The sequence below is a fragment of the Streptomyces sp. NPDC008137 genome, from assembly GCF_042957035.1.
Lineage (GTDB): Bacteria > Actinomycetota > Actinomycetes > Streptomycetales > Streptomycetaceae > Streptomyces.
Genome location: NZ_JBIBHN010000005.1, coordinates 176,863 through 195,933, shown reverse-complemented (window position 1 = coordinate 195,933; position 19,071 = coordinate 176,863). Strand labels below are relative to the sequence as shown.

Genomic DNA, 19,071 nt, shown 5'->3' with positions numbered 1-19,071 from the left:
TGTCCCTGCTGCTTCTGCTGGTGTGGTTCCCCCTGATCAGCGGCCGGGTGGCGGACCACTACCCCGCGGCGACGGGCCTGTCGGCGGACGGCTTCCTCACCCGCTGGCTGTTGATCACGGCAGTGCTCTTCGGCGGCTCGGCGCTGCTGCTGGTACTGCGGTTGCGCAGGGCGAGGAAACAGCGGCCGCCGGCCGACCACTGAGCGACGGTGTGCCAGCCCAGCGGGCCGGCGTGACGGAGCAACGCCGGCGTACCGAGCCGGGCCCAGGGGAACGGGGAGCCGCAGTCGTCCGTCTCGCCGGTGACACCGACGAGACGGACGCTGGCACGCTCGTCGATGTCCAGCGGATCCGTCTCGGCGATGAGCAGGCCGCCGGAGACGAGGAGCCGGGCGAGCCGTTCGAGCAGGGCACAGGGGTCACCGCCGATCCCGAGGTTCCCGTCGACGAGGAGGGCACTGCCCCACCGGCCCTCGCCCGGGAGCGGTTCGAAGACCGAACGCAGCAGCGCCGGCCCGCCGAGGCCCACGGTGTGGGCGACCGCGGCAGGGCTGACGTCGATGCCGAGCGCTGTCCGGCCCCGTGCGGCCAGCTCCGCGACCAGCCGCCCCGGACCGCAGCCCACGTCGAGGACGGCACCCTCGCACCGGTCGAGCACCTCCCGGTCCACGGCGTCGGCGCGGGCACACCACCGCTCCACTTCAAGGGGCAGCAGCCATCCGTCGCTACGGCGCAGGAAGAGCGGCCCGCGGCCGGCCCGGAGGGCGTCGGCGTAGGGGTCGGCGGACCAGCTGTGCCCGGCCGTGCCCGGCGCGACCACGGTGCTCATCGGCCGTCGCCCGACCGCAGCCTGGCCAGCTCGGCGGCGAAGCGACCGTGCGGCGCCGCGGCGGCGACCGCTTCGGCGTCGGCGGCGTCGTCCACGTCCCGCAGGCACGGCAGCTCACGCACCTTCAGTCCCGCGGCGACGAGCCGGGAGCGCTGGACGGCACCGGTCGTGGGAGTCGACATCGGGACCTCGCGCACCAGCTCCGGATCCGGGACGGCCAGTCCGAGCGCCCAGAAGCCGCCGTCCTCGGCGGCGCCGAAGCAGGCGTCGTACCCGTCGAAGTCCACGGTGAGCAAGGCCGGCGTGACCTGTGGCGTGTCCATTCCGATCAGCAGGGCCGGGCCGTCGCAGCCGGCGAAAGCCGCGGCCAGCCGTGCGTCGAGGCCGCCCGAGCACTGCGCCACGACATCGAAGCCCGGCGGCAGCCAGGGCCCGGCCTTCCCCTCCAGGACCAGGATCCGGCGCCGCGCGGGCGCCGCGGCCACCGCGCACAGGGTGTCGGTGAGGGCCGCCTCGGCGAGCGCCGCCGCCTCCTCGGGCGTGAACGGCGGACAGAGCCGGGTCTTCACCCGTCCCGGCAGGGGCTCCTTGGCGATGACGAGCAGGGAGATCATCGACGGTTCCCTCCTCGTGAGGGCGCCGCGGCCGGCGCGGGCCGGGCCGGCGCCTCGGCCAGCACGCGGCTCATGTCCCGTACCGCCTGCCAGGTGCCGCGCCAGGTGCCGGTCACCTTCGAGACACCACTGCGAGGCAGGTAGGGGACGTCGTGCTCGGTGATGCGCCAGTCCGCGTCGGCGGCGCGCACGACCATCTGCAGGGGGTAGCCGCTGCGCCGGTCGGTGAGTCCCAGGGCGAGCAGTGACTCGCGGCGGGCGGCGCGCAGGGGCCCGAGGTCGTGCAGCCGGAGGCCGGTGCGGCGGCGCAGCATCAGGGACAGCGCGAGGTTGCCGGCCCTGGCGTGTGCGGGCCAGGTGCCCCGGCCCTGTGGCCGACGCCGCCCGAGGACCAGGTCGGCCGAGCCCTCGCGCACTTCGCTTACGAAGGGCACGAGCAGGGCCGGATCCAGGGAGGCGTCGCAGTCGCAGAAGCACACGATGCCGGCCGTGGCGGCGGTCAGTCCCGCGTGGCAGGCGGCGCCGAAGCCGCGGCGAGGCTCGTCGACGACGGTCGCGCCCAGTGCGCGGGCGATGTCGGCCGAGCCGTCGGCGGACCCGTTGTCCACGACGATGGCGCGCCAGCCGGGAGGGACGCGGTCGAGCACCCAGGGCAGGGCTTCGGCCTCGTTCAGACAGGGGAGGACGACGTCGACGTCCTCGGGTGCGGAAGAGGTCATCACGGCTTTCACCCTACGAACGCGAACTGCGCATATCGGTCTTCGGCTCCTTACGAAACGCGGACGGCGGCGGCCGGGGCCGGCTCGCGGCGCGACGCGGAAGGCCCGGCGGTGGGAGGCTGGCGGCATGGACAAGCAACCTGCGGAGCCGGTGGCGGCCGGCCGTGCGGCCGGGGCCGGGCGGGTCCTGGTGGTCGACGACGATCCCACCGTCGCGGAGGTCGTCTCGGGCTACCTCGACCGCGCCGGATACGTGGTGGACCGGGCCGGGGACGGGCCGAGCGCACTGGCCGGCGCCGCTGCGCACTGGCCGGACCTGGTGGTTCTCGATCTGATGCTGCCCGGCATGGACGGCCTGGAGGTGTGCCGTCGGCTGCGCGGACGCGGGCCCGTCCCGGTCATCATGCTCACCGCCCGCGGCGATGAGGACGACCGCATCATGGGCCTGGAAGTGGGCGCGGACGACTACGTCACCAAGCCGTTCAGCCCCCGCGAGCTGGTGCTGCGGGTGGAGTCGGTGCTGCGCCGGGCGCGGCCCCTCGCGGGCACGCCTCCCCTGAGCGCGGCCGGACTCACCGTCGAGCCCGCCGCCCGCCGCGCCGCCAAGAACGGCGTCGAACTGGCCCTCACCCTGCGTGAGTTCGACCTGCTCGCGTTCTTCCTGCGTCATCCGGGCCGGGCGTACAGCCGCGAGGACCTGATGCGCGAGGTGTGGGGCTGGGACTTCGGCGACCTGTCGACCGTCACGGTCCACGTCCGCCGACTGCGCGGCAAGGTCGAGGACGACCCGGCCAGGCCCCGCCTGATCCAGACCGTGTGGGGCCTGGGCTACCGCTTCGACACCGGAGAGGAGCCCGGACCGTGAACGACACCCTCCTCATCGCCCTGTACGCCCTGTCCGGTGCCGTCGCCGCCGGGCTGCTCGGCGCCGGAACCCTGTGGCTGCTGCGCCGCCGGTCGCTGACCGTATCGCTCACCGTCGTGGCGGCGGTGGCCGTGACGGCGATGCTCGCGGGCACGCTCGCCGTGGCATGGGCGATGTTCCTGTCCGCGCAAGATCTGACCGTGGTCACGACCGTCGTCGCGATGGCGGCCGTCGTGTCGCTGGCCACGGCGTTGCTGCTGGGCCGCTGGGTGGTCGCCCGCAGCCGCGAACTCGCCCTCGCCGCACGCTCCTTCGGTGACGGTGGCGACTTCAACGCGCCCCGGGGTCCCGCCACCGCCGAACTCGCCGACGTCAGCCGAGAGCTGGAGGCCACGAGTGCGAAGCTCGCCGAGTCCCGGGAGCGTGAGCGCGCCCTGGAGACCTCCCGCCGTGAGCTGGTCGCCTGGATCTCACACGACCTGCGCACCCCGCTGGCCGGGCTGCGCGCGATGTCCGAGGCGCTGGAGGACGGTGTCGCCGCCGACCCCGACCGCTACCTGAAGCAGATGCGCACCGAGGTCGAACGCCTCAACGACATGGTCGGCGACCTCTTCGAACTCTCCCGCATCCACGCCGGCACCCTGGCGCTGTCGCCCTCCCGGATGTCCGTCTACGACCTGGTCGGCGATGCTCTCGCCGGGGCGTATCCGCTGGCCCACGAGCACGGGGTGCGACTGCTCGGAGACCGCGTCGAGCCGGTGCCGGTGGAAGTGGACGGCAAGGAGATGAGCCGGGTGCTGGGCAACCTCCTGGTCAACGCGATCCGGCGGACACCGGCGGACGGCACCGTCATGGTGGCCGCCGAACGTCTGCCCGACGGCGTCGTGCTGTCCGTCACCGACGGCTGCGGCGGCATCCCCGAGGAGGACCTGCCCCGCGTGTTCGACACCGGCTGGCGCGGCACCCACGCCCGGACCCCGCCCGCCGGCGCCGGTCTGGGCCTGGCCATCGTCCGCGGCATCGTGGAGGCCCACCAGGGCCGGGCCACCGTCCGCAACATCCCCGGCGGCTGCCGCTTCGAGGTGGTGCTGCCCGCTGCCGCTTCCTGAATGCGGGCAGCACCACCGGTCCGTCAGGGCCCTACGAGCCACGCATATCGGAACGCGCGAACTCCCGCATGCCCTCGTCGAACCCGGCCTCCGGCTTCCACCCCAGCTCCGCCCGCAGCCTGGACGAGTCAGCCGTGATGTGCCGGACGTCCCCGAGCCGGTACTCGCCGGTCACGACCGGCTCGGGCCCGCCGTACGCCGCGGCCAGCGCCCGCGCCATGTCCCCGACGGTGTGCGTGTCGCCGCTGCCGGTGTTGTACGCCGTGAGCGCACCCGGGGCGGTCTCCGCCTCCAACGCCACCGCGTTGGCGATCGCCACGTCCCGGACGTGCACGAAGTCCCGCCGCTGCCGCCCGTCTTCGAACACCCGCGGAGACTCACCCCGGGCGAGCGCCGAACGGAAGAAGGAGGCGACACCGGCGTACGGCGTGTCCCGGGGCATTCCGGGGCCGTACACGTTGTGATACCGCAACGACACCGCCGCCCCGCCGGTCGAGCGCGCCCAGGCGGCAGCCAGATGCTCCTGAGCGAGCTTGGTCGTCGCGTAGACGTTCCGCGGATCGACCGGCGCGTCCTCACCGACCAGCCCCGGCGCCAAGTCCTCCCCGGACACCGGACACCGCGGCTCGAAGCGCCCCGCCGCGAGGTCGGTGGCGGCCCGGGGCCCGGGCCGCACCACGCCGTGCCGCTCGCAGGTGTACCGTCCCTCCCCGTAGACCACCATCGAACCGGCCAGCACCAGCCGCCGCACGCCCTGTTCGGCCATGGCCGTCAGCAGCACGGCCGTCCCGAGGTCGTTGTGGGAGACGTAGTCAGCGGCATCGGCGAACCCGGTGCCCAGCCCCACCATCGCGGCCTGATGGCACACGGCGTCCACACGGGACAGCGCGCGCACCACCGCGTCCCGGTCCCGTACGTCCGAGCCCGGGTCCTCGCGCACGTCGAACACGAGGGGCTCGTGCCCGCGCGCCCGAAGCACGTCGACGACATGAGACCCGATGAACCCGGCACCGCCGGAGACCAGTACACGCATGCGCCCACGGTAGGGCGGAGCAGGCCCCACACCAGGGCACCGCGCTCACCCGTCACGAGTCCGTAAGACAGTACGAGCGGGTGAGGTGTTCACGCGGCCGGAGCCACTGCCCGGCGGCCAGGTGTGGGGCTCGCGGAACGTCCGGCTACGACTGTCCCGAGGCGGGTGCGTCGGCGGCGTGGACCTGGCGGATGAAGCGCCGTTGCCACGGCACTTCCACCGCACGGGGGTGGTAGTGCCGCCTCACCCATTTGACCGCCTCCTTGGGATCCATTCCCTCGAAGACGCAGAGGGCGGAGAGGCCCGTACCGGTCCGGCCGATGCCGCCTCCGCAGCAGATCTCCACGCGTTCGTCCGCGGCCCGGTCCCAGGCGACGCGAAGCTTGCGCATCGCGTCCATGGGGTCGGCGGGCAGCCAGAAGTCGCGCCAGGGAATCCACAGGGACTCCCACGGCGGCTTGGGCGGCTCGTGGTCCGTCAAGTGCACGGCTAACGTGGGGGTTTGCCCCTCCGGCAGGTCGTACCTGAGGCCGCGTCCGCGAATCGTCCGCCCTGACGGGAGGGTGACTACCTTGGGGGTGTCGGGGTTCCACATTTCGGTCATGATGCATTCCGTTTCGATCGGTTTCGCAAGATCGAGGTGTCTGCCATGGCGATCATCCCCAGCGGTATCTGGGGAAGAACCTGTTGAGCATGGAGGACCAATGCGAAGGCTAGACCCTCGGCCTGCCCGAGGACGCCCGCTGTAGCGCCCAGCACGGCCGCCTCGAAGGTACCCAGCTGGCCCGGCAAGGTCGGCAGGATGTTGGAGACCTCGATGGACAGCAGTACCACCACCAGGACGGCCACCGACAGCTGTAGGTCCAGAGCCTTCGCGACGGCCACCGCGGCCAGGAAGTCCAGTGCCCGGGTGGCGACCGCGGCCGCCCCCACCTCCGCGAAGACGCGCGGGCGCCGGACCGGCCCGAGTGCCGTACGCGCGTCGAACACGATTTTGCGCAGTCGGCCCTCGCGGGCGGGGGCGGAGGGAGTGCGCGCGACCCTCACGATCAGTACCGTCTCCACCGTCAGCACGGCCAGGTACAAGCAGGCGACGGCCACCGCCCAGCCCGGCACATCGCTCCCCGGCCACCAGACGAACACCAGGAACGGCACCAGGCCCAGGCTGGAGAAGTACTTGCGGACCAGCATGAGCGTGACGGTCACCGTCTTGGCTATCCCTTCGCGCAGCAGATAGCCGATCCGGACGAACTCGCCCACCCCCTCCGGGCTGACGGCCGCCGCCGCCTGGACGGCGAACTCGATCCGCACCAGAAGGGGGAACCGGATCCGGGGCTCGGTGAACATCGCGTTCCAGCCCATGGCCCGGGTCGTCTGCGAAGCCACGTTGGCCAGTGCCGCCAAGAGCAGCCAGCGCCAGTCGGCGACCTTCAGCGCCGCCCACAGGTGATCCAGGTCCATTCCCCATAAGGTGACCACCAGGCTGACGCCGACCGCCACGAACAGCAGCGCCCGGATCACCCGGTCGCGAGTGCTGTGATCCTTCGGCGGGGAATCCGTCGGCGTCACGGCTCGCTCCGCGACCGCACGGTGCCCGCGTCGCCGTCCACGGTCACGATGTCCCCGGTCGCGATCCGCGAGGTCGCGGTCCGCACGCCCATCACCGCCGGGATGCCGTACTCGCGCGCCACCACCGAGCCGTGGGACAGCGCGCCCCCGACATCGGCCACCACGGCCCCGGCCCGGGTCAGCAGCGGCGCCCATGCCGGAGTCACCTGGCGGACGACGAGGACCTCGCCCGACTCCAGTGCGTCCGCGTCCGCGACCTCGTGGATCACGCGAGCCCGGCCCGTGTAGCTCCCCGGGCTCACCGCTGATCCGCTCAGCCCGTCGCCCTTGTCATTCCCCCGCTCGGTCCCGAACAGCGCCAAGGAGGTGATGTCGGACCCGAAGAGCATGATCCGGGCGTCGGCGGGGACCACATCGGGCGGATCGAGCCGCCGCTGCCACTGGCGTCGCAGCCGGCGCTCACGCACCAGCTCGCGCCACCGCGCGTCGCCCGCGCCGGCGTTCACCCAGCCGCTCAGCTCCTTCCCGGTCAGATAGAACACGTCCTCGTCGGCGTCGAGCAGGCCGGCGAGGACCAGCCGGCGGCCGAGTTCGAGATATCCGGCCCGCATGAACGGCCAGCCGAGCGTGAAGTAGTGCAGGGCCTCGTCCCGTACGCCGCTCCAGTGGTTCGCCCACCGGTGGACCCCGCGCCGCAGCCGGCCCAGGGGACCGCGTCCGAGCCGGAGCGCCGGGACGCCGCCAGGGCCCGATACCGGTGCCGGAGAGCCTGGTTCGCCGCCGGCGCGGCGGTCGGCGATCACCGAGCGAAGCATCGAAGGATCGTCGACCGCGGTGGGTTCGGCCGGGTCGAGGCTGTACACCAGGTGGCCGAAGCGCCGCAGGTACTCCTGCAGCAGCTGTTCCTCGTCCTCCGAGGCGGCCGCGGCGATCCGGTCCAGGGCACGGTCGGCCTGGTGGGCGAGCCGGTCGTCGCCGACCAGGAGGGATCCGGGCGTGAGCCCGGCCGTGCGCCGGCCGCCGCGTGCCAGGACCACCCCCAGCAGCCACTCGGTGGTGTTCCAGTGCCAGGCGAGGCCGCCGATCACCGCCCAGTAGCGGGCGCTCAGGTCCTCGACCGCCCGGATCCGGCGCAGCACTTCGGCGGACGTCAGGTCCTCCAGAGGCGTGTCCCGCGCGTGCTCCAGGCCCGCCCGGAGCGCGGGCAGTATGTCGTCCCGCCAGCGCCGCTCCACCGGTGAGAGATGGAAGGCGAGCCAGCGCGCGGTCAGTCGCAGGGTGCGCAGCGGATGTTCGGAGAGGGGGAAGTCGAAGCGCAGATAGGCGAATCCGTTCACGGTCCCGTGCATGGGCTCCGGGATGAGCGGGCTGCGCGCGCGCAGTCTGCGCGGACCTCCCCAGTTCGTCGCCCACCGGTCGATGAGCGAGGGGAACAGCGTCGTGGCGAAGAGCGGGGAGAGCGGATCGGACAGCCACGAGTCGCAGATACTCATCCGGGCCCACCGTGCCCCGGGCACCTCGCTCGCCCAGTCGCCGAACTGCGTCGGCTGCGGGACGGCCGCGGTGATCGGGCGGGCCTGCAGCAGGTGCAGCCCGGTGCCGTCCAGGGCCCACTCGATGTCCTGCGGTCCACCCAGGGCCCGTTCCACGGCCAGCGCGGTGCGCACCAGGGAACGGAGAGGTCCCTCGCTTCCGTCCGTCCCGCCCATCTGTTCCCCGAACGCGGTGCTGAACACGGGCGCGTGCGGTGCCTTTCGGGAGAACGCCGCCCGGTTCGGCTCCGCGGTCCCGTCCACGAGCTGATCGCCGAGCCCTTCGACCGCCTCCACGAGCACCAGATGGTCGTCGTCCGCGACGGGTGCCTCCGCGGTGAACACCACCCCGGCCCACTCGGGGGCCACCATCGCCTGGACCACGACAGCCATCGCCGGGGCCTGCTCGGCAAGACCGAGCCGGCCCCGGTAGACCTCGGAGGCGACGGAGTGCCGGGACCGCTGGCAGCGGCCGACGGCGGCCAGCAGCTCGTCGAAGGTGCGGACACCGAGCACGCTCTCGTACTGGCCGGCGGCACTGCCCGCCACCCCGTCCTCGTTGGTGGCCGACGACCGCACGGCGACGCCGTGCGGGGAGGGCAGGGCCTCCCAGCACGCCCTCACCTGGGCGACCGCGTCCTCGCGCAGCCCCGACCCGCCGGTGTTCTCCGCACCGTCCCCGCCTGCCTCCAGACCCGCCGTGGTGGTGAAGACATCCACCGGGAGACAGAACCCCGGAGGCACGGGGAATCCCGCCGCCACCAGGCGGCCCAGCCCCTTGGCCTTGCCCCCGATCCGTTCGACGGGCAGGTCCGCGGCCTCGGCCAGGCTCACGACACCCTCAGCCATGTTCTGCGACCTCCACCCACTGCTGATAGAAACGCCTGAATCGCCGTACGGCCTCGTCACCGGGCACGTAGATGCCGTGCCGGTCCCCCGGCAGCAAGGTGTCGAAGACCGGGAGGTCCTGGCGGGCGGCCACCCGCACCTCCGCGCGGTGGACGAGCGCGCGCAGCAACCCCAGGGCCCCCGCCCCGTCGCGGTCGACGACAGCGTTGATGTGCTGAACGCTGTGGTGCTCCCCGATCGGGGTGACGGCCAGGATCATCCGGTACAGGCGCCGGCCGTCCGCGTAGTACTCGATCTCCTGGCAGCTTGCCCAGCCGCGCATCCGCAGGGTGAACTCGCCCGCGTTGAGCCCGAACACATTCGATACGGCGCCCAGCACACCCCGGTACGCGGGCCAGGTCAGGGTCGCGTCGCAGCGGGGGTCCGGTTTGTCGTCCGGCGCCCCGTCACCGGCCGTCTCCTCGCGCGGGTCCTGGAACGTGATCCGGGCCTCCCCGGTCACCGTCAGCCCGTGCAAGGCCACCAAGTGGTCGGGATCGTAGGTGTTCTCCAGGATCCGCCGGGTGGTGGCCCGGGTCGGGTCGGCCAGCCGGAACCTCCGGATGCCGGGAATCCGCCGCGATTCGAGGTCCGGGAGATCCGGCGGTTCGTAACGGGGCGCCCCGCCGCCGTACCACGCCCACACATAACCCGAGCATTCGCGGGTGGGCAGCGCGGTGACGGCGGCCCGCGCCGGAGGACGCCGCCCCGGCACGAAGACACAGGCCCCGGACTCGTCGAACCGCCAGCGGTGGAAGGGGCATTCGAGCGTGCCGTCGACCACCTTGCCGCCGTGCAGGGCGGCCCCCGCGTGCGGGCAGATCGCGCTCTGTACGTGGGCACGGCCGTCGGCGCCGCGCCAGCCCACGTAGGACTCGCCGAAGAGGGTGATCCGGCGCGGCCGCCGCTTCAGCTCCTCGGAGGGCACCGCGACGTACCAGCCCGAGGCGAGGTTGGTGACCGGCTTCGCCGACGCCGCGATCCGGTCGGACGTACTGCGCCTCATCGGGTGTCCCCCCGCCCCGTCCAACGGCGATGGAACTGGCGGAAGCGCAGCACTCCCTCGTCGTCGGCGGTGTTGATCGAACCGTCGGTTTCCCCGGCGTCCCGGTAGATACGCAGATCCGCCCGGGTCCCCCACCAGTGCTGGAGCCGGTACCCCCAGAAGACCGGGGACGAGCCGAGCAGGCCACCGGATCGCGGCACGACGGTCCAGCCGTGCATCGTGGTGCGCCCCTGCGCCACCGGTGTCACGGCGAGCAACTCGTGTGCCACCGGGCGGTCGTTCAGCTCGAAGGTCAGCACCTGGTAGGAGGGTGTCGACCGCAGGTGCAGACAGAGCCGGCCCAGACCGCCCGGCCGCCGGTCCAGGGGAGCCGGCAGGGTGATCGTGTCCGTCGTGATGCGCGCCGCGATCGTGTGCGGGTCCTCCTTGGTGTCCCAGGTGAGCCGCAGACCGTCGGCGAGCCCGTGCACCACCGGAAAGTGGGGTACGTCGAATCCGTTCTCCAGTACCCGGCGTGCCGGTGCGGGGGTGTCGAAGGCGAACCGGTAGCGCCGGTGGGCCGGTGAGCGCCTGTCCAGGTGGGGGAAGTCCGGCGGCGGGTACTCGGGGTCCGCCGAGCCCACCCATGTCCAGACGTAGCCGAGCCCTTCCCAGGAGGGATGGACCCGGGCCGAGGCCCCCCGCGGCACCCTCCGGGTGGCGGGCGCGGCCACGCACGTCCCCTCGCCGTCGAACCGCCAGTGGTGGAACGTGCACCGCAGCTCACCGTCGACCACCCGGCCCAGCTCCAGAGCGGCCCCCTGATGGGGACAGAAGCGGTCCATCACCACGGCCGCGCCGTCTCCCGCGCGCCAGAGCACCACCTCCCGCCCGGCCACCACGGCGGCCCTGGGCCGCCGCCCGACGTGGCTGGAACGCCCCGCCACGTACCAGCCGCGCGCCAGATCGCGGGGCGGTTCGAGATCGCGGGGTGGTCGCCCCCGTACCGGCGCGAGACTCATCGGCCGACCCTTCCGTCTCCCGCGGCGCGGTCGACCCATGACTGGTAGTAGCGACGGAACCGGAGCAGTCCGTTGTCGTAGCGCACGTACACGGTGGGCTGGGCGGTGCGGGTGGAGTCGTAGACCGGTACGTCCTGGAAGGTGCCGGCGCGGTTCTGGACCCAGAACAGGACGTAGTTGAAGAGAGTGCGGTACCAGCGGCCGGTGCGGCGCACCCCCGCCCAGCCGACCTGACGGGTGACCCGGTCGCCCTCGGGGACGATGCCCATGATCACCTTGTAGATCTCGGTGCCGTCCACGTACGCCGTGAAGCGCTGGCCGCCCGGCCACCCGTCGACCAGCAGCTGCATATGGCGGCCCATCGCGAAGGTGGAGACGACACCGGTGAGCCAGCCCAGGGGCGAGCGGCGCAGCGGCGGCCGCCAGGGCCGGCCGGAGAACCAGACGCCGAACCAGGCGTCGTCGCGCGTCAGCGGCGGGCCGTTGTCCGCGGCCTCGGACTGTTCGGCCAGCACGCGGAACTCCACCCCGTCCAGAGACAGTCCGTGCAGGGCGCTGAAGTGCTGGTGGTCGACCGCGTTCTCCAGCAGTTGGCGGATCGTCCCGGTGGTGGCGTCGTCGTAGTGGAAGCCGAGGTAGCGGCGGGGCCTGTCGGTCAGCGCCGGGAACTCCGGGAGTTCGAAGAGGGGTTCGGCGGTGCCGTACCAGACCCAGACGAAGCCGTATGCCTCACGGGTGGGGTAGGACCGGATCCGGGCTGTCGTCGGGATGCGTGAGAGACCGGGGATGGCGGAGCAGACCCCGTTCCCGTCGAACCGCCAGTGGTGGAAGGGGCAGCGCAATTCGCCTTTGACGACGTCCCCGAGGCCCAGGTTGGCACCCTGGTGCGGGCAGTGCGCGGCCACACAGCGCGCCGCTCCCTTCCGGTCCCGCCACAGCACGACCTCGCGCCCGAACAACCGCATCCGGTGCGGCCCCTTGCCCAGCCGGGTGCTCTTGATCGCGGCATACCAGGACGCGGCGATGTTCGCTCCGGCGGGATTCGGCGGAGCGGCCGAGGCGGGGACGGTCCGCAGCTCTTCCTGGGAGCCCTCCGCGCCGATCACGCCGCCGCCCGGTCGTGAACCACCTGCGCGGCCCAGCGAAGCATCGCCGCGCGCTCGCCGAACCCGTCGAGCTCGGCCACTGCCTGCGTGATCAGTCCGCGCACCCGCTCACGAGCCTGCTCCACCCCCACCAGCCGGGGATACGTCCACTTGCCCGCGGCCCGGTCCTGGCCGACCTCCTTGCCGAACTCTTCAAAACTCGATGTCTCGTCGAGAATGTCGTCGACGATCTGATAGGCGAGCCCGAGGTTTCGCGCATAGGTGGTGAGGCGCGCTATGTCGGCCTGCGACGCCCCTCCCAGAATCGCCCCGGTGACCACGGACGCCTCGATGAGCGCGCCGGTCTTCTTGATGTGCATCTCCTCCACGGTCAACGGGTCGACATCGTCGCGGCCCTGGGAATGGAGGTCGATCGCCTGACCGCCGGACAGCCCGGACGGGCCGACCACCTCGATCAGTTTGGCCATGACGCTCAGCAGTCTTTCCGGATGCAGTGAGCCGGAGTTCTGGAGTATGAACTCCAGCGCGTAGGCGAGCAGCGCGTCGCCCGCCAGGAGCGCCATGCCCTCACCGAACACCCGGTGGTTGGAAGGGCTGCCGCGGCGGAAGTCGTCGTCGTCCATGGCCGGCAGGTCGTCATGGATGAGCGAAGCCGTATGCAGCATTTCCAGCCCGCAGGCGGTGGGAAGCGCAACCGATACGTCGGTGGCGAATATCTGGTAGGCCAACAGGCACAGAGTCGGCCGGACGCGCTTTCCGTCGGCCAACAGCGAGTAGGCCATGGCCTCGCGCAGTCGAGGCGGCTCCACCGAGTCGACGGAGGAGCGAAGCTTTTCGTTGACCTGGCGACGGAATTCTTCCATCGGTGCCGGGAAGTCTGTTTCTGCTTGGGTGCTGTCGATCGCGAAAGACACGAATGCTCACTCTCCCCATGGATACGCCGACGGGCCATCGAGTGATCGGAGGACGGTGATGGCGCCGCTGGACGGCGATGAAATAGAGACTGACGGCGGATTCCAGCGCCCATCGCATGCATCCGGGCTGCGGAAGTGCTGCGTTCGGCTCGCCGGGGTCCTTCGTGCGGAGATTGCGGAGATGACGACGGGGGCCGCGATGTGCCGGCGGATCCGCTCAGATCGTCAGTACTCGCGCGCTCGCGCCGGACGTCGTCGTGGACAGCGGACTGCCGGCCACACTCATGCGCTTCAGCCAGCGGTCCGTGCCGTCGAAACGCGGCAGGAACGCCCGGCGGCCGTGCACGGCGCGGTAGTTGTCCACGATCAGCACGTCGCCCTGGCCGACCACCACGTCCTGCTGGGCGCGAGTGAGCTCGTCGACGATCGCGGCCAGCGCGTCGGCGGCCTCGCCGTCGCCGGCCACCGCGGTCGTGTACGGTGCGTCGATCCGCAGACAGGGGGACTCGGGGTCACCGAAGAGGAGCGCGACCGGCTCCGGGTTCTCGTACATCTCGCGCGCACGCCGGAGCATGTCGCTGTCCGGGGCGAACCTGGCCAGTTGCCGCAGGTGCTCCAGGTCGGGCCGGATGAGGAAGCGGCGCTCGCGGAGCACCGACCGGTGGTGCTCGGTCAGCCGCACGTCGTTGACCGTGCCGAGCGTGGTCGGCACCCGGTCGGGGTTCCTGATGCCCAGGAGCGCCAGATAGCGGCATCTGTCCTGGTGGAAGCCGTCCTCGGTGTGCCACTCCAGAGCGACTGAACCATGGCCGCTCTGCTCCTCCCGGTCGCTCTCGACCGGGACGAGGTTCTGCACCATCCGGCCGCGCTGGATGGTCGGCCATGCGAAGACCTCGCCCAGACCGGCGGCCAGCAGGGCCAGCTGCGCCTCCTCCAGCGCCTGGCGTTCGCAGTCGAGGGCTTCCTGCCAGGAGAGCGGTGTGGGCCCGCACCGGTCAGCGTCGACGCGTGCCCCTGAGATCTGCAGTGCGCACAGAGAGGAAGAGTCCTTGAACTCATTCAGTACCGAGCGAATCGACTCCGGTATTCGATGAATGTGCTCTTCCAGGCCTTCATGGAAAAAGGGCCTCGCGGGAGACCCCTTGGCGGCCAGAGCTGTCTGGGCCGCCGCGCACAAACCATCGGCTTCTTCAGCCGACAGAACGTGCTCTAAGACGGACGGAGATTTTTCTGATGCGACGTCCATTGCGAGTCCCCCATGGTCGGTTGGACATGAATCTATGTATCAGTCTTCCGAGCGAGCCTGGACGGTGCGGATCTTGATGGTACACCATGTTCATGACTCGTTCAGGTGGAGTCGTCCTGAACGACCCGTCCTGGCACCCCAGTTGAGCGTCCACGGATCGGACGCGCTGTGCGGGGGCCCGGCTCTAGGAGGCTGGATTGAGCACGATGCGAAATCTGAGGCTGGCGGCCTCTCGGCGCGCCAAACGGTTGTTGGCTTCAGCCGTCACCCAAGTGGCCCCGCCCATTCGACGCGGCACCGAGGCCGCCGTCGGCGAGCGTATGCACGGCCCCGTCCTCGGGTCCTCCCTGAAGCGGCAACTCCGCGCGACCCCGGTTAGGTTGACGGCGCGGTATCTCGCCTTCGCGGTGAAACGCGCACGCCTCGCGGCTCTCGCTCCGGAGCCCATTGGAGGCAACCTGTCCGGACATTTGGCAGAACTTCGGGACGCAGGTATCGAAAAGATCCTGAACCGCCTTTGCGCCCGTATCCCCGAGGGCGGGCGGGCCCAGCGGGACGTCACGGAACTCGCCGAAGTGGAGTTCGCGATCCGCGCGGGCGAGGCGAAGCCGGAACAACTGCGGCGACTGGTGGAGTTGGCTCCCAGCGAACTGCGCATCGTCCGCGACCTCGGCCGGCCCTGGGACCGGGACGGTGACGAGGAACTCCGCGAGGCGCTGCGCCCCGCCGAGAGCCTGGCCTATGTCGCGTGGGACCTGACGCAGTACGCCTCCGCCACCGGACCGATCAAACGCACCAACATCTACGCCGCCTTCGTCGACACCTACGGCGACACGGCCGCGGAACGAATACGCGAGGAAGTCGCCCACTTCGAGGCGCGGTTCGAGCAAGCGCTGCGATCGGTCGGGGCGGCGGACCGGGAGCGACTCGAACGTGCGTTTGCGCTCAACTGCGCCCCGCTCCGGGACGCCTTACCGGATCCGGCCACCGACCGGCACGAGGAGAGGAACGCCGCTGAAGGCGTCTCCAGCGCCGTCGTCCTGTTCGGCCTGCTGTGCGCCCTGGGATGGCTCGTGGCCTATGTGGCGATCGTCTACCGGGGATTCGCCGACCAGACGTACGGAGTGCCACTCGCGGCCTTCTTCGCCAACCTCACCTGGGAGTTCGCCTACGGCTTCCTCCTGGACCCGTTGGGCGACTACTTCCACACCGCGAGCATCGCCGGCTTCCTGGTCGACGTCGTGATCGCCTGGCAGGTGTGGAAGTACGGTGCGGCGCAGTTCCCGAACAGCACACTCGGCCGCTATTTCCGGCCACTCTTCGGGGTGTGCGTGGCCGCCGCCCTGTCGGTCAACTACCACGCGTTCATCGATCTGGCGGACCCCGACGGGGAGTACACCGGATTCGGCATCAACCTCATGATGTCCATCCTCTACCTCAAGATGCTGGAGGACCGCGGATCGCCCGCGGGCCAGTCGATGTACATCGCCGTCGGCAAGTGGCTGGGCACGCTGTGCGCCTGGATCGCCACGGCCCTCACCGTCACCACCTCACCGCAGCGGACCTGGCCCACCAGCTGGTCGGAGTTCGTACGGAAGTCGCTGGGGCATCGTTCGTACCCGCTGACGCCGTTGATCAACGTCATGTACGCCTGGACGTTCCTGCTCGACGTCGCCTACTGCGTCCTGCTCCACCGCTCCCTCAAGGCCGCCGGCATGTCGCCCTGGCGCCGGCTCTGAGCATCTCCGCTCCGCACCGAGGCTGCGGTCCGCGCTCGCACGACAGGAGGGAAGTGTGGTGAACGTGCCCCGTCGGCAGGACGCCGACCACGCCGTGACCGGCGCCGCGGCCGGGACCGCCCCCGGACCGCTCCTCGGATCGGCGGTCGCGGCGCTGGCGCTCGCCGCACTGGCCGCGCTGGTCGCCTCCGGGAGCGACCTCGTCAGCATGTTCGACGACCGGTTCCGTGCCGGGGCCGACCGCGCCTTCGGGACGTCGGCCGGTTCCTGGCTCGGCCCCGACGGGCCGGCCGACGCGGTCGGCTCGGCCCTGTTGGGGGCAGGCCTGCTCACGGCGCTCGGAGTCCTGCTGTACCGGCGCCGGCCCGGCGCCGCGCTGTGGGTGCTCGTCGGCCTGACCGTGCAGTTCGCGGCGGAGACGGCACTCGAGACGCTGGTGGGACGGCCCATGCCGCTGCCGGCCGACGGCTCTGCCCCCGACCCCGGGTACAGCTTCCCGTCCGGGCATGTGGCCTCCGCGACGCTCATCCTCATGGTGCTCCTGGCCGTGCTGCGTACCGGTACGCGAGTGTGGTGGTCGTGCCTGGGCCTGGGCGCGGCCCTCGTGGCGACCGTCGGCGTCTCGCGCGTGCTGGCAGACGCCCACCACGCCGCCGATGTCGCGGGCGGCGTCCTCCTGGGGCTCGCGGTCGGCTTCGCGGTCGCCTGGCGTGTCGACGCCCGCTCCCCGCACCTCTCCGGAAAGGAAACCCGATGAACAGCTTGGCCCGCCTGGCGGCGACCCCGTTGGGGAAGGCGGTGGGCATCACCCGGGACTACGTGTCGCGGATGTACTACGTCGTGGACGAAGTACCGCGAAGACAGCGCTTACGCCTGACGCCCGTGTTACTCGCCGTCGAGTACCTGGTCTATCGCGTCGACTCACTGGCGGAACGCAATACGGACGTGGACCTCGACGCCGAACGCAACAGCGACTACGAGGCGTTCCACACGTACAAGAAGGCCTTCGAGAAAGTCCTGCGGGCCCTCGGAGCGTGGAGTGAGGACGTGGCCTTCCTGGTCGACGAGGCGGAGCGGTTCATCCGCCTGGAGAACGCCACCACGTCGCGCGGCACCGTCACCCGTCAGGACACCCTCGCCCTGGTCGAACTGCGGCCAACCGACGTACGCCTGCTGCGCGCCATGACCTTCGCCCTGCGCGGACGGAGGATGGACCCCGCGACCCGCGACCTGCTCTGGCCGGTGGAAGTGCTCGCGGACATCGCGAACGATCTCCAACACTACGAACAGGATGTCGCCCTGGGCACCCTGAACGTCTACTCCGCCTTCGTGAAGCTCTACGGCGACAAGGCCGCCACCGAACTGCGCCGCGAGGTCGACCGGTACGAATCCATGTTCCGGGAACGCCTCTCGGCCCTGCCGCCCGAGCGGAGCGCGCGGGTCGCGGAGGTGTGCCGGCGCCGCTATGCGGCGGCCGTGCTGCCGTACCCCCGGGCGATCACCCAGCCCCCGGCCCTCGCGTCCCCCGCCTCCCCGGCCCGGCCGACCGGCACGAGCCCGCGCAAGAAGGCCGCCATCGGCGCGGCCCTGGCCGTCGGCGCGCTCGCGGCGGCGGCGTACGGCCGTGGACGGCCCCGGCCGTCGCTCACCTCCGCATTGCTTCGCAAGACGATGCGCAAGACGAGAGGACACACCGCATGAGCAGCGCGATGCGCCAGACCCCGGTCATGTTCAACCCGCTCTCCGACGGGTTCATGGAGGACCCGCACCCCCACTACGCCGAGGTGCGGCGGCACGCGCCGGTGCACGAGCACCCGGGCGGCTTCTGGATGGTCTCCCGGCACGAGGACGTGGAGGCGCTGCTGCGCGCGGAGCACTCGGTCGACAAACGCAGGGCCCGGGGTTCCGGTGGCTCCGCCCGCGCACCGCGCCTCAAGGGCCTCGCGCTGATCGACCAGGACCCCCCGCACCACACCAGGCTGCGCAAACTCGTCTCCCAGGCGTTCACCCCGCGGGCGATGAGCGGCATCGAGCTGGTGGTGCACGACCTGGTCGACAAGGCGCTGGACGATCTGGGCGCCGCCGGGGGCGGCGACCTGGTCGAAAAGCTCGCGTTCCCCCTGCCGTTCGCCGTGATCACCCGGATCCTGGGGATGCCGGAGATCGACACCGCACGCCTGCGCGAGCTGACCGGCCTGCTGATCCGGCTGGGCGAGCCGGGCGGCGACTCCCGCTCGAAGGAGGACATCGAGGCCGCCGACGCGGAGATGGTCGAGCTCGTGTCCGACGCGATCTCCCGCAAGCACCGGGATCGCGGCGACGACCTGCTCACCGCCCTCATCGACGCAGAGGACGACGGTGACCGGCTCAGCCACGACGAACTGGTCGCCCAGGTCGCCATGCTCTACGTCGCCGGATACGAGACGACCGTCAACCTGCTCTCGGGCGGGATACTCGCGCTGCTGCGCAATCCCGACCAGCTCGGACTCCTGCGAGCCACGCCCGAGCTCGACCGGAACGCGATCGAGGAACTGCTCCGCTACGAACCTCCGGTGCACCTCGCCCGACGCATCACCCTGCACCCCCACCGGGTGGGCGGGCACGAGATCCCGGCCGGTTCGGTCGTCCTGGCGAGCCTGGCCGGGGCCAACCGCGACGAGGAGTTCTGGGGCCCGGACGCCGGCCGACTGCGGTTGGACCGCGAGAACGCACGCCGCCATGTCTCCTTCGGCGGCGGTGCCCATTACTGCATCGGCGGGATGCTCGCCCGCATCCAGGGAAGGATCGCCGTCGGTGGCCTGGTCCGCCGCTTCCCCGGCCTGGAACAGGCGGGGGAGGTCCGCTGGAACGGCCTTCTGAGTCTGCGCGGAGCCACCCACCTCCCCGTCAGCGTCTGACCGT

18 protein-coding genes are annotated in these 19,071 nt (G+C 71.4%); 6 read left to right on the top strand and 12 right to left on the bottom strand.

Features of this window, described 5'->3' with window-relative positions:
• Positions 1 to 58: 58 nt before the first annotated feature.
• Genes ACFZBT_RS10770 through ACFZBT_RS10760 form a run of 3 tightly spaced genes read right to left on the bottom strand, consistent with a single transcriptional unit; the run spans position 59 to position 2,162 of the window.
• Positions 59 to 829: a methyltransferase domain-containing protein gene (locus ACFZBT_RS10770; protein WP_391101100.1), complete on the bottom strand. Its 771-nt coding sequence runs from the start codon at positions 827 to 829 to the stop codon at positions 59 to 61.
• The gene (locus ACFZBT_RS10765) at positions 826 to 1,443 is read right to left on the bottom strand and encodes a DUF2064 domain-containing protein (RefSeq protein WP_391101098.1); all 618 of its coding nucleotides are present in this window, start codon (positions 1,441 to 1,443) and stop codon (positions 826 to 828) included. Before ACFZBT_RS10765 ends, ACFZBT_RS10770 begins: the two co-directional genes overlap by 4 nt.
• Entirely contained in the window at positions 1,440 to 2,162 is a 723-nt protein-coding gene (locus ACFZBT_RS10760; protein ID WP_391101095.1) for a glycosyltransferase, read from the bottom strand. Before ACFZBT_RS10760 ends, ACFZBT_RS10765 begins: the two co-directional genes overlap by 4 nt.
• A gap of 127 nt (positions 2,163 to 2,289) precedes the next feature.
• Here ACFZBT_RS10760 and ACFZBT_RS10755 point away from each other — a divergent pair, with 127 nt between their 5' ends.
• Together ACFZBT_RS10755 and ACFZBT_RS10750 are read left to right on the top strand one after the other, a co-directional pair.
• Positions 2,290 to 3,027 carry a response regulator gene (locus ACFZBT_RS10755; protein ID WP_391101093.1) on the top strand — a complete coding sequence of 246 codons (738 nt, stop codon included), beginning with the start codon at positions 2,290 to 2,292 and terminating at the stop codon, positions 3,025 to 3,027.
• Entirely contained in the window at positions 3,024 to 4,136 is a 1,113-nt protein-coding gene (locus ACFZBT_RS10750) for an ATP-binding protein (protein ID WP_391101090.1), read from the top strand. The genes ACFZBT_RS10755 and ACFZBT_RS10750 overlap by 4 nt, the downstream gene beginning before the upstream one ends.
• A 31-nt stretch (positions 4,137 to 4,167) precedes the next feature.
• Here ACFZBT_RS10750 and ACFZBT_RS10745 read toward each other — a convergent pair whose 3' ends face one another.
• The 9 genes from ACFZBT_RS10745 to ACFZBT_RS10705 form a co-directional block, all read right to left on the bottom strand.
• Complete coding sequence (locus tag ACFZBT_RS10745) at positions 4,168 to 5,169, bottom strand: NAD-dependent epimerase/dehydratase family protein (RefSeq protein ID WP_391101088.1); 1,002 nt, start codon at positions 5,167 to 5,169, stop codon at positions 4,168 to 4,170.
• Positions 5,170 to 5,314: 145 nt separating this feature from the next.
• On the bottom strand, positions 5,315 to 5,773 hold the full coding sequence (locus ACFZBT_RS10740) for a protein phosphatase (RefSeq protein WP_391101085.1): 459 nt from the start codon (positions 5,771 to 5,773) through the stop codon (positions 5,315 to 5,317).
• Complete coding sequence (locus ACFZBT_RS10735; RefSeq protein ID WP_391101081.1) at positions 5,770 to 6,738, bottom strand: lysylphosphatidylglycerol synthase domain-containing protein; 969 nt, start codon at positions 6,736 to 6,738, stop codon at positions 5,770 to 5,772. Before ACFZBT_RS10735 ends, ACFZBT_RS10740 begins: the two co-directional genes overlap by 4 nt.
• Entirely contained in the window at positions 6,735 to 9,119 is a 2,385-nt protein-coding gene (locus tag ACFZBT_RS10730) for a PEP/pyruvate-binding domain-containing protein (protein WP_391101079.1), read from the bottom strand. The genes ACFZBT_RS10735 and ACFZBT_RS10730 overlap by 4 nt, the downstream gene beginning before the upstream one ends.
• On the bottom strand, positions 9,112 to 10,164 hold the full coding sequence (locus tag ACFZBT_RS10725; protein ID WP_391101077.1) for a Rieske 2Fe-2S domain-containing protein: 1,053 nt from the start codon (positions 10,162 to 10,164) through the stop codon (positions 9,112 to 9,114). Before ACFZBT_RS10725 ends, ACFZBT_RS10730 begins: the two co-directional genes overlap by 8 nt.
• Positions 10,161 to 11,165, bottom strand: a complete 1,005-nt coding sequence (locus ACFZBT_RS10720; RefSeq protein ID WP_391101074.1) for a Rieske 2Fe-2S domain-containing protein — start codon at positions 11,163 to 11,165, stop codon at positions 10,161 to 10,163. Before ACFZBT_RS10720 ends, ACFZBT_RS10725 begins: the two co-directional genes overlap by 4 nt.
• Entirely contained in the window at positions 11,162 to 12,271 is a 1,110-nt protein-coding gene (locus ACFZBT_RS10715) for a Rieske 2Fe-2S domain-containing protein (protein ID WP_391101072.1), read from the bottom strand. The genes ACFZBT_RS10720 and ACFZBT_RS10715 overlap by 4 nt, the downstream gene beginning before the upstream one ends.
• Entirely contained in the window at positions 12,268 to 13,185 is a 918-nt protein-coding gene (locus tag ACFZBT_RS10710; RefSeq protein WP_391101069.1) for a farnesyl diphosphate synthase, read from the bottom strand. The genes ACFZBT_RS10715 and ACFZBT_RS10710 overlap by 4 nt, the downstream gene beginning before the upstream one ends.
• 217 nt (positions 13,186 to 13,402) lie before the next feature.
• On the bottom strand, positions 13,403 to 14,362 hold the full coding sequence (locus tag ACFZBT_RS10705; RefSeq protein ID WP_391101067.1) for a TauD/TfdA family dioxygenase: 960 nt from the start codon (positions 14,360 to 14,362) through the stop codon (positions 13,403 to 13,405).
• Between the two features lie 539 nt (positions 14,363 to 14,901).
• On the opposite strand from ACFZBT_RS10705, the gene ACFZBT_RS10700 reads away from it, so the two are divergent.
• From ACFZBT_RS10700 to ACFZBT_RS10685, 4 genes are read left to right on the top strand one after another with little or no spacing between them, the layout of a single operon-like run.
• Complete coding sequence (locus ACFZBT_RS10700; RefSeq protein WP_391101065.1) at positions 14,902 to 16,170, top strand: hypothetical protein; 1,269 nt, start codon at positions 14,902 to 14,904, stop codon at positions 16,168 to 16,170.
• 58 nt (positions 16,171 to 16,228) lie between these two features.
• Entirely contained in the window at positions 16,229 to 16,927 is a 699-nt protein-coding gene (locus tag ACFZBT_RS10695; RefSeq protein WP_391101063.1) for a phosphatase PAP2 family protein, read from the top strand.
• The gene (locus ACFZBT_RS10690) at positions 16,924 to 17,871 is read left to right on the top strand and encodes a hypothetical protein (RefSeq protein WP_391101060.1); all 948 of its coding nucleotides are present in this window, start codon (positions 16,924 to 16,926) and stop codon (positions 17,869 to 17,871) included. The genes ACFZBT_RS10695 and ACFZBT_RS10690 overlap by 4 nt, the downstream gene beginning before the upstream one ends.
• Positions 17,868 to 19,067 (top strand): cytochrome P450, encoded by a 1,200-nt coding sequence (locus ACFZBT_RS10685; RefSeq protein WP_391101057.1) that lies wholly within the window; start codon positions 17,868 to 17,870, stop codon positions 19,065 to 19,067. Before ACFZBT_RS10690 ends, ACFZBT_RS10685 begins: the two co-directional genes overlap by 4 nt.
• Positions 19,068 to 19,071: the final 4 nt, after the last annotated feature.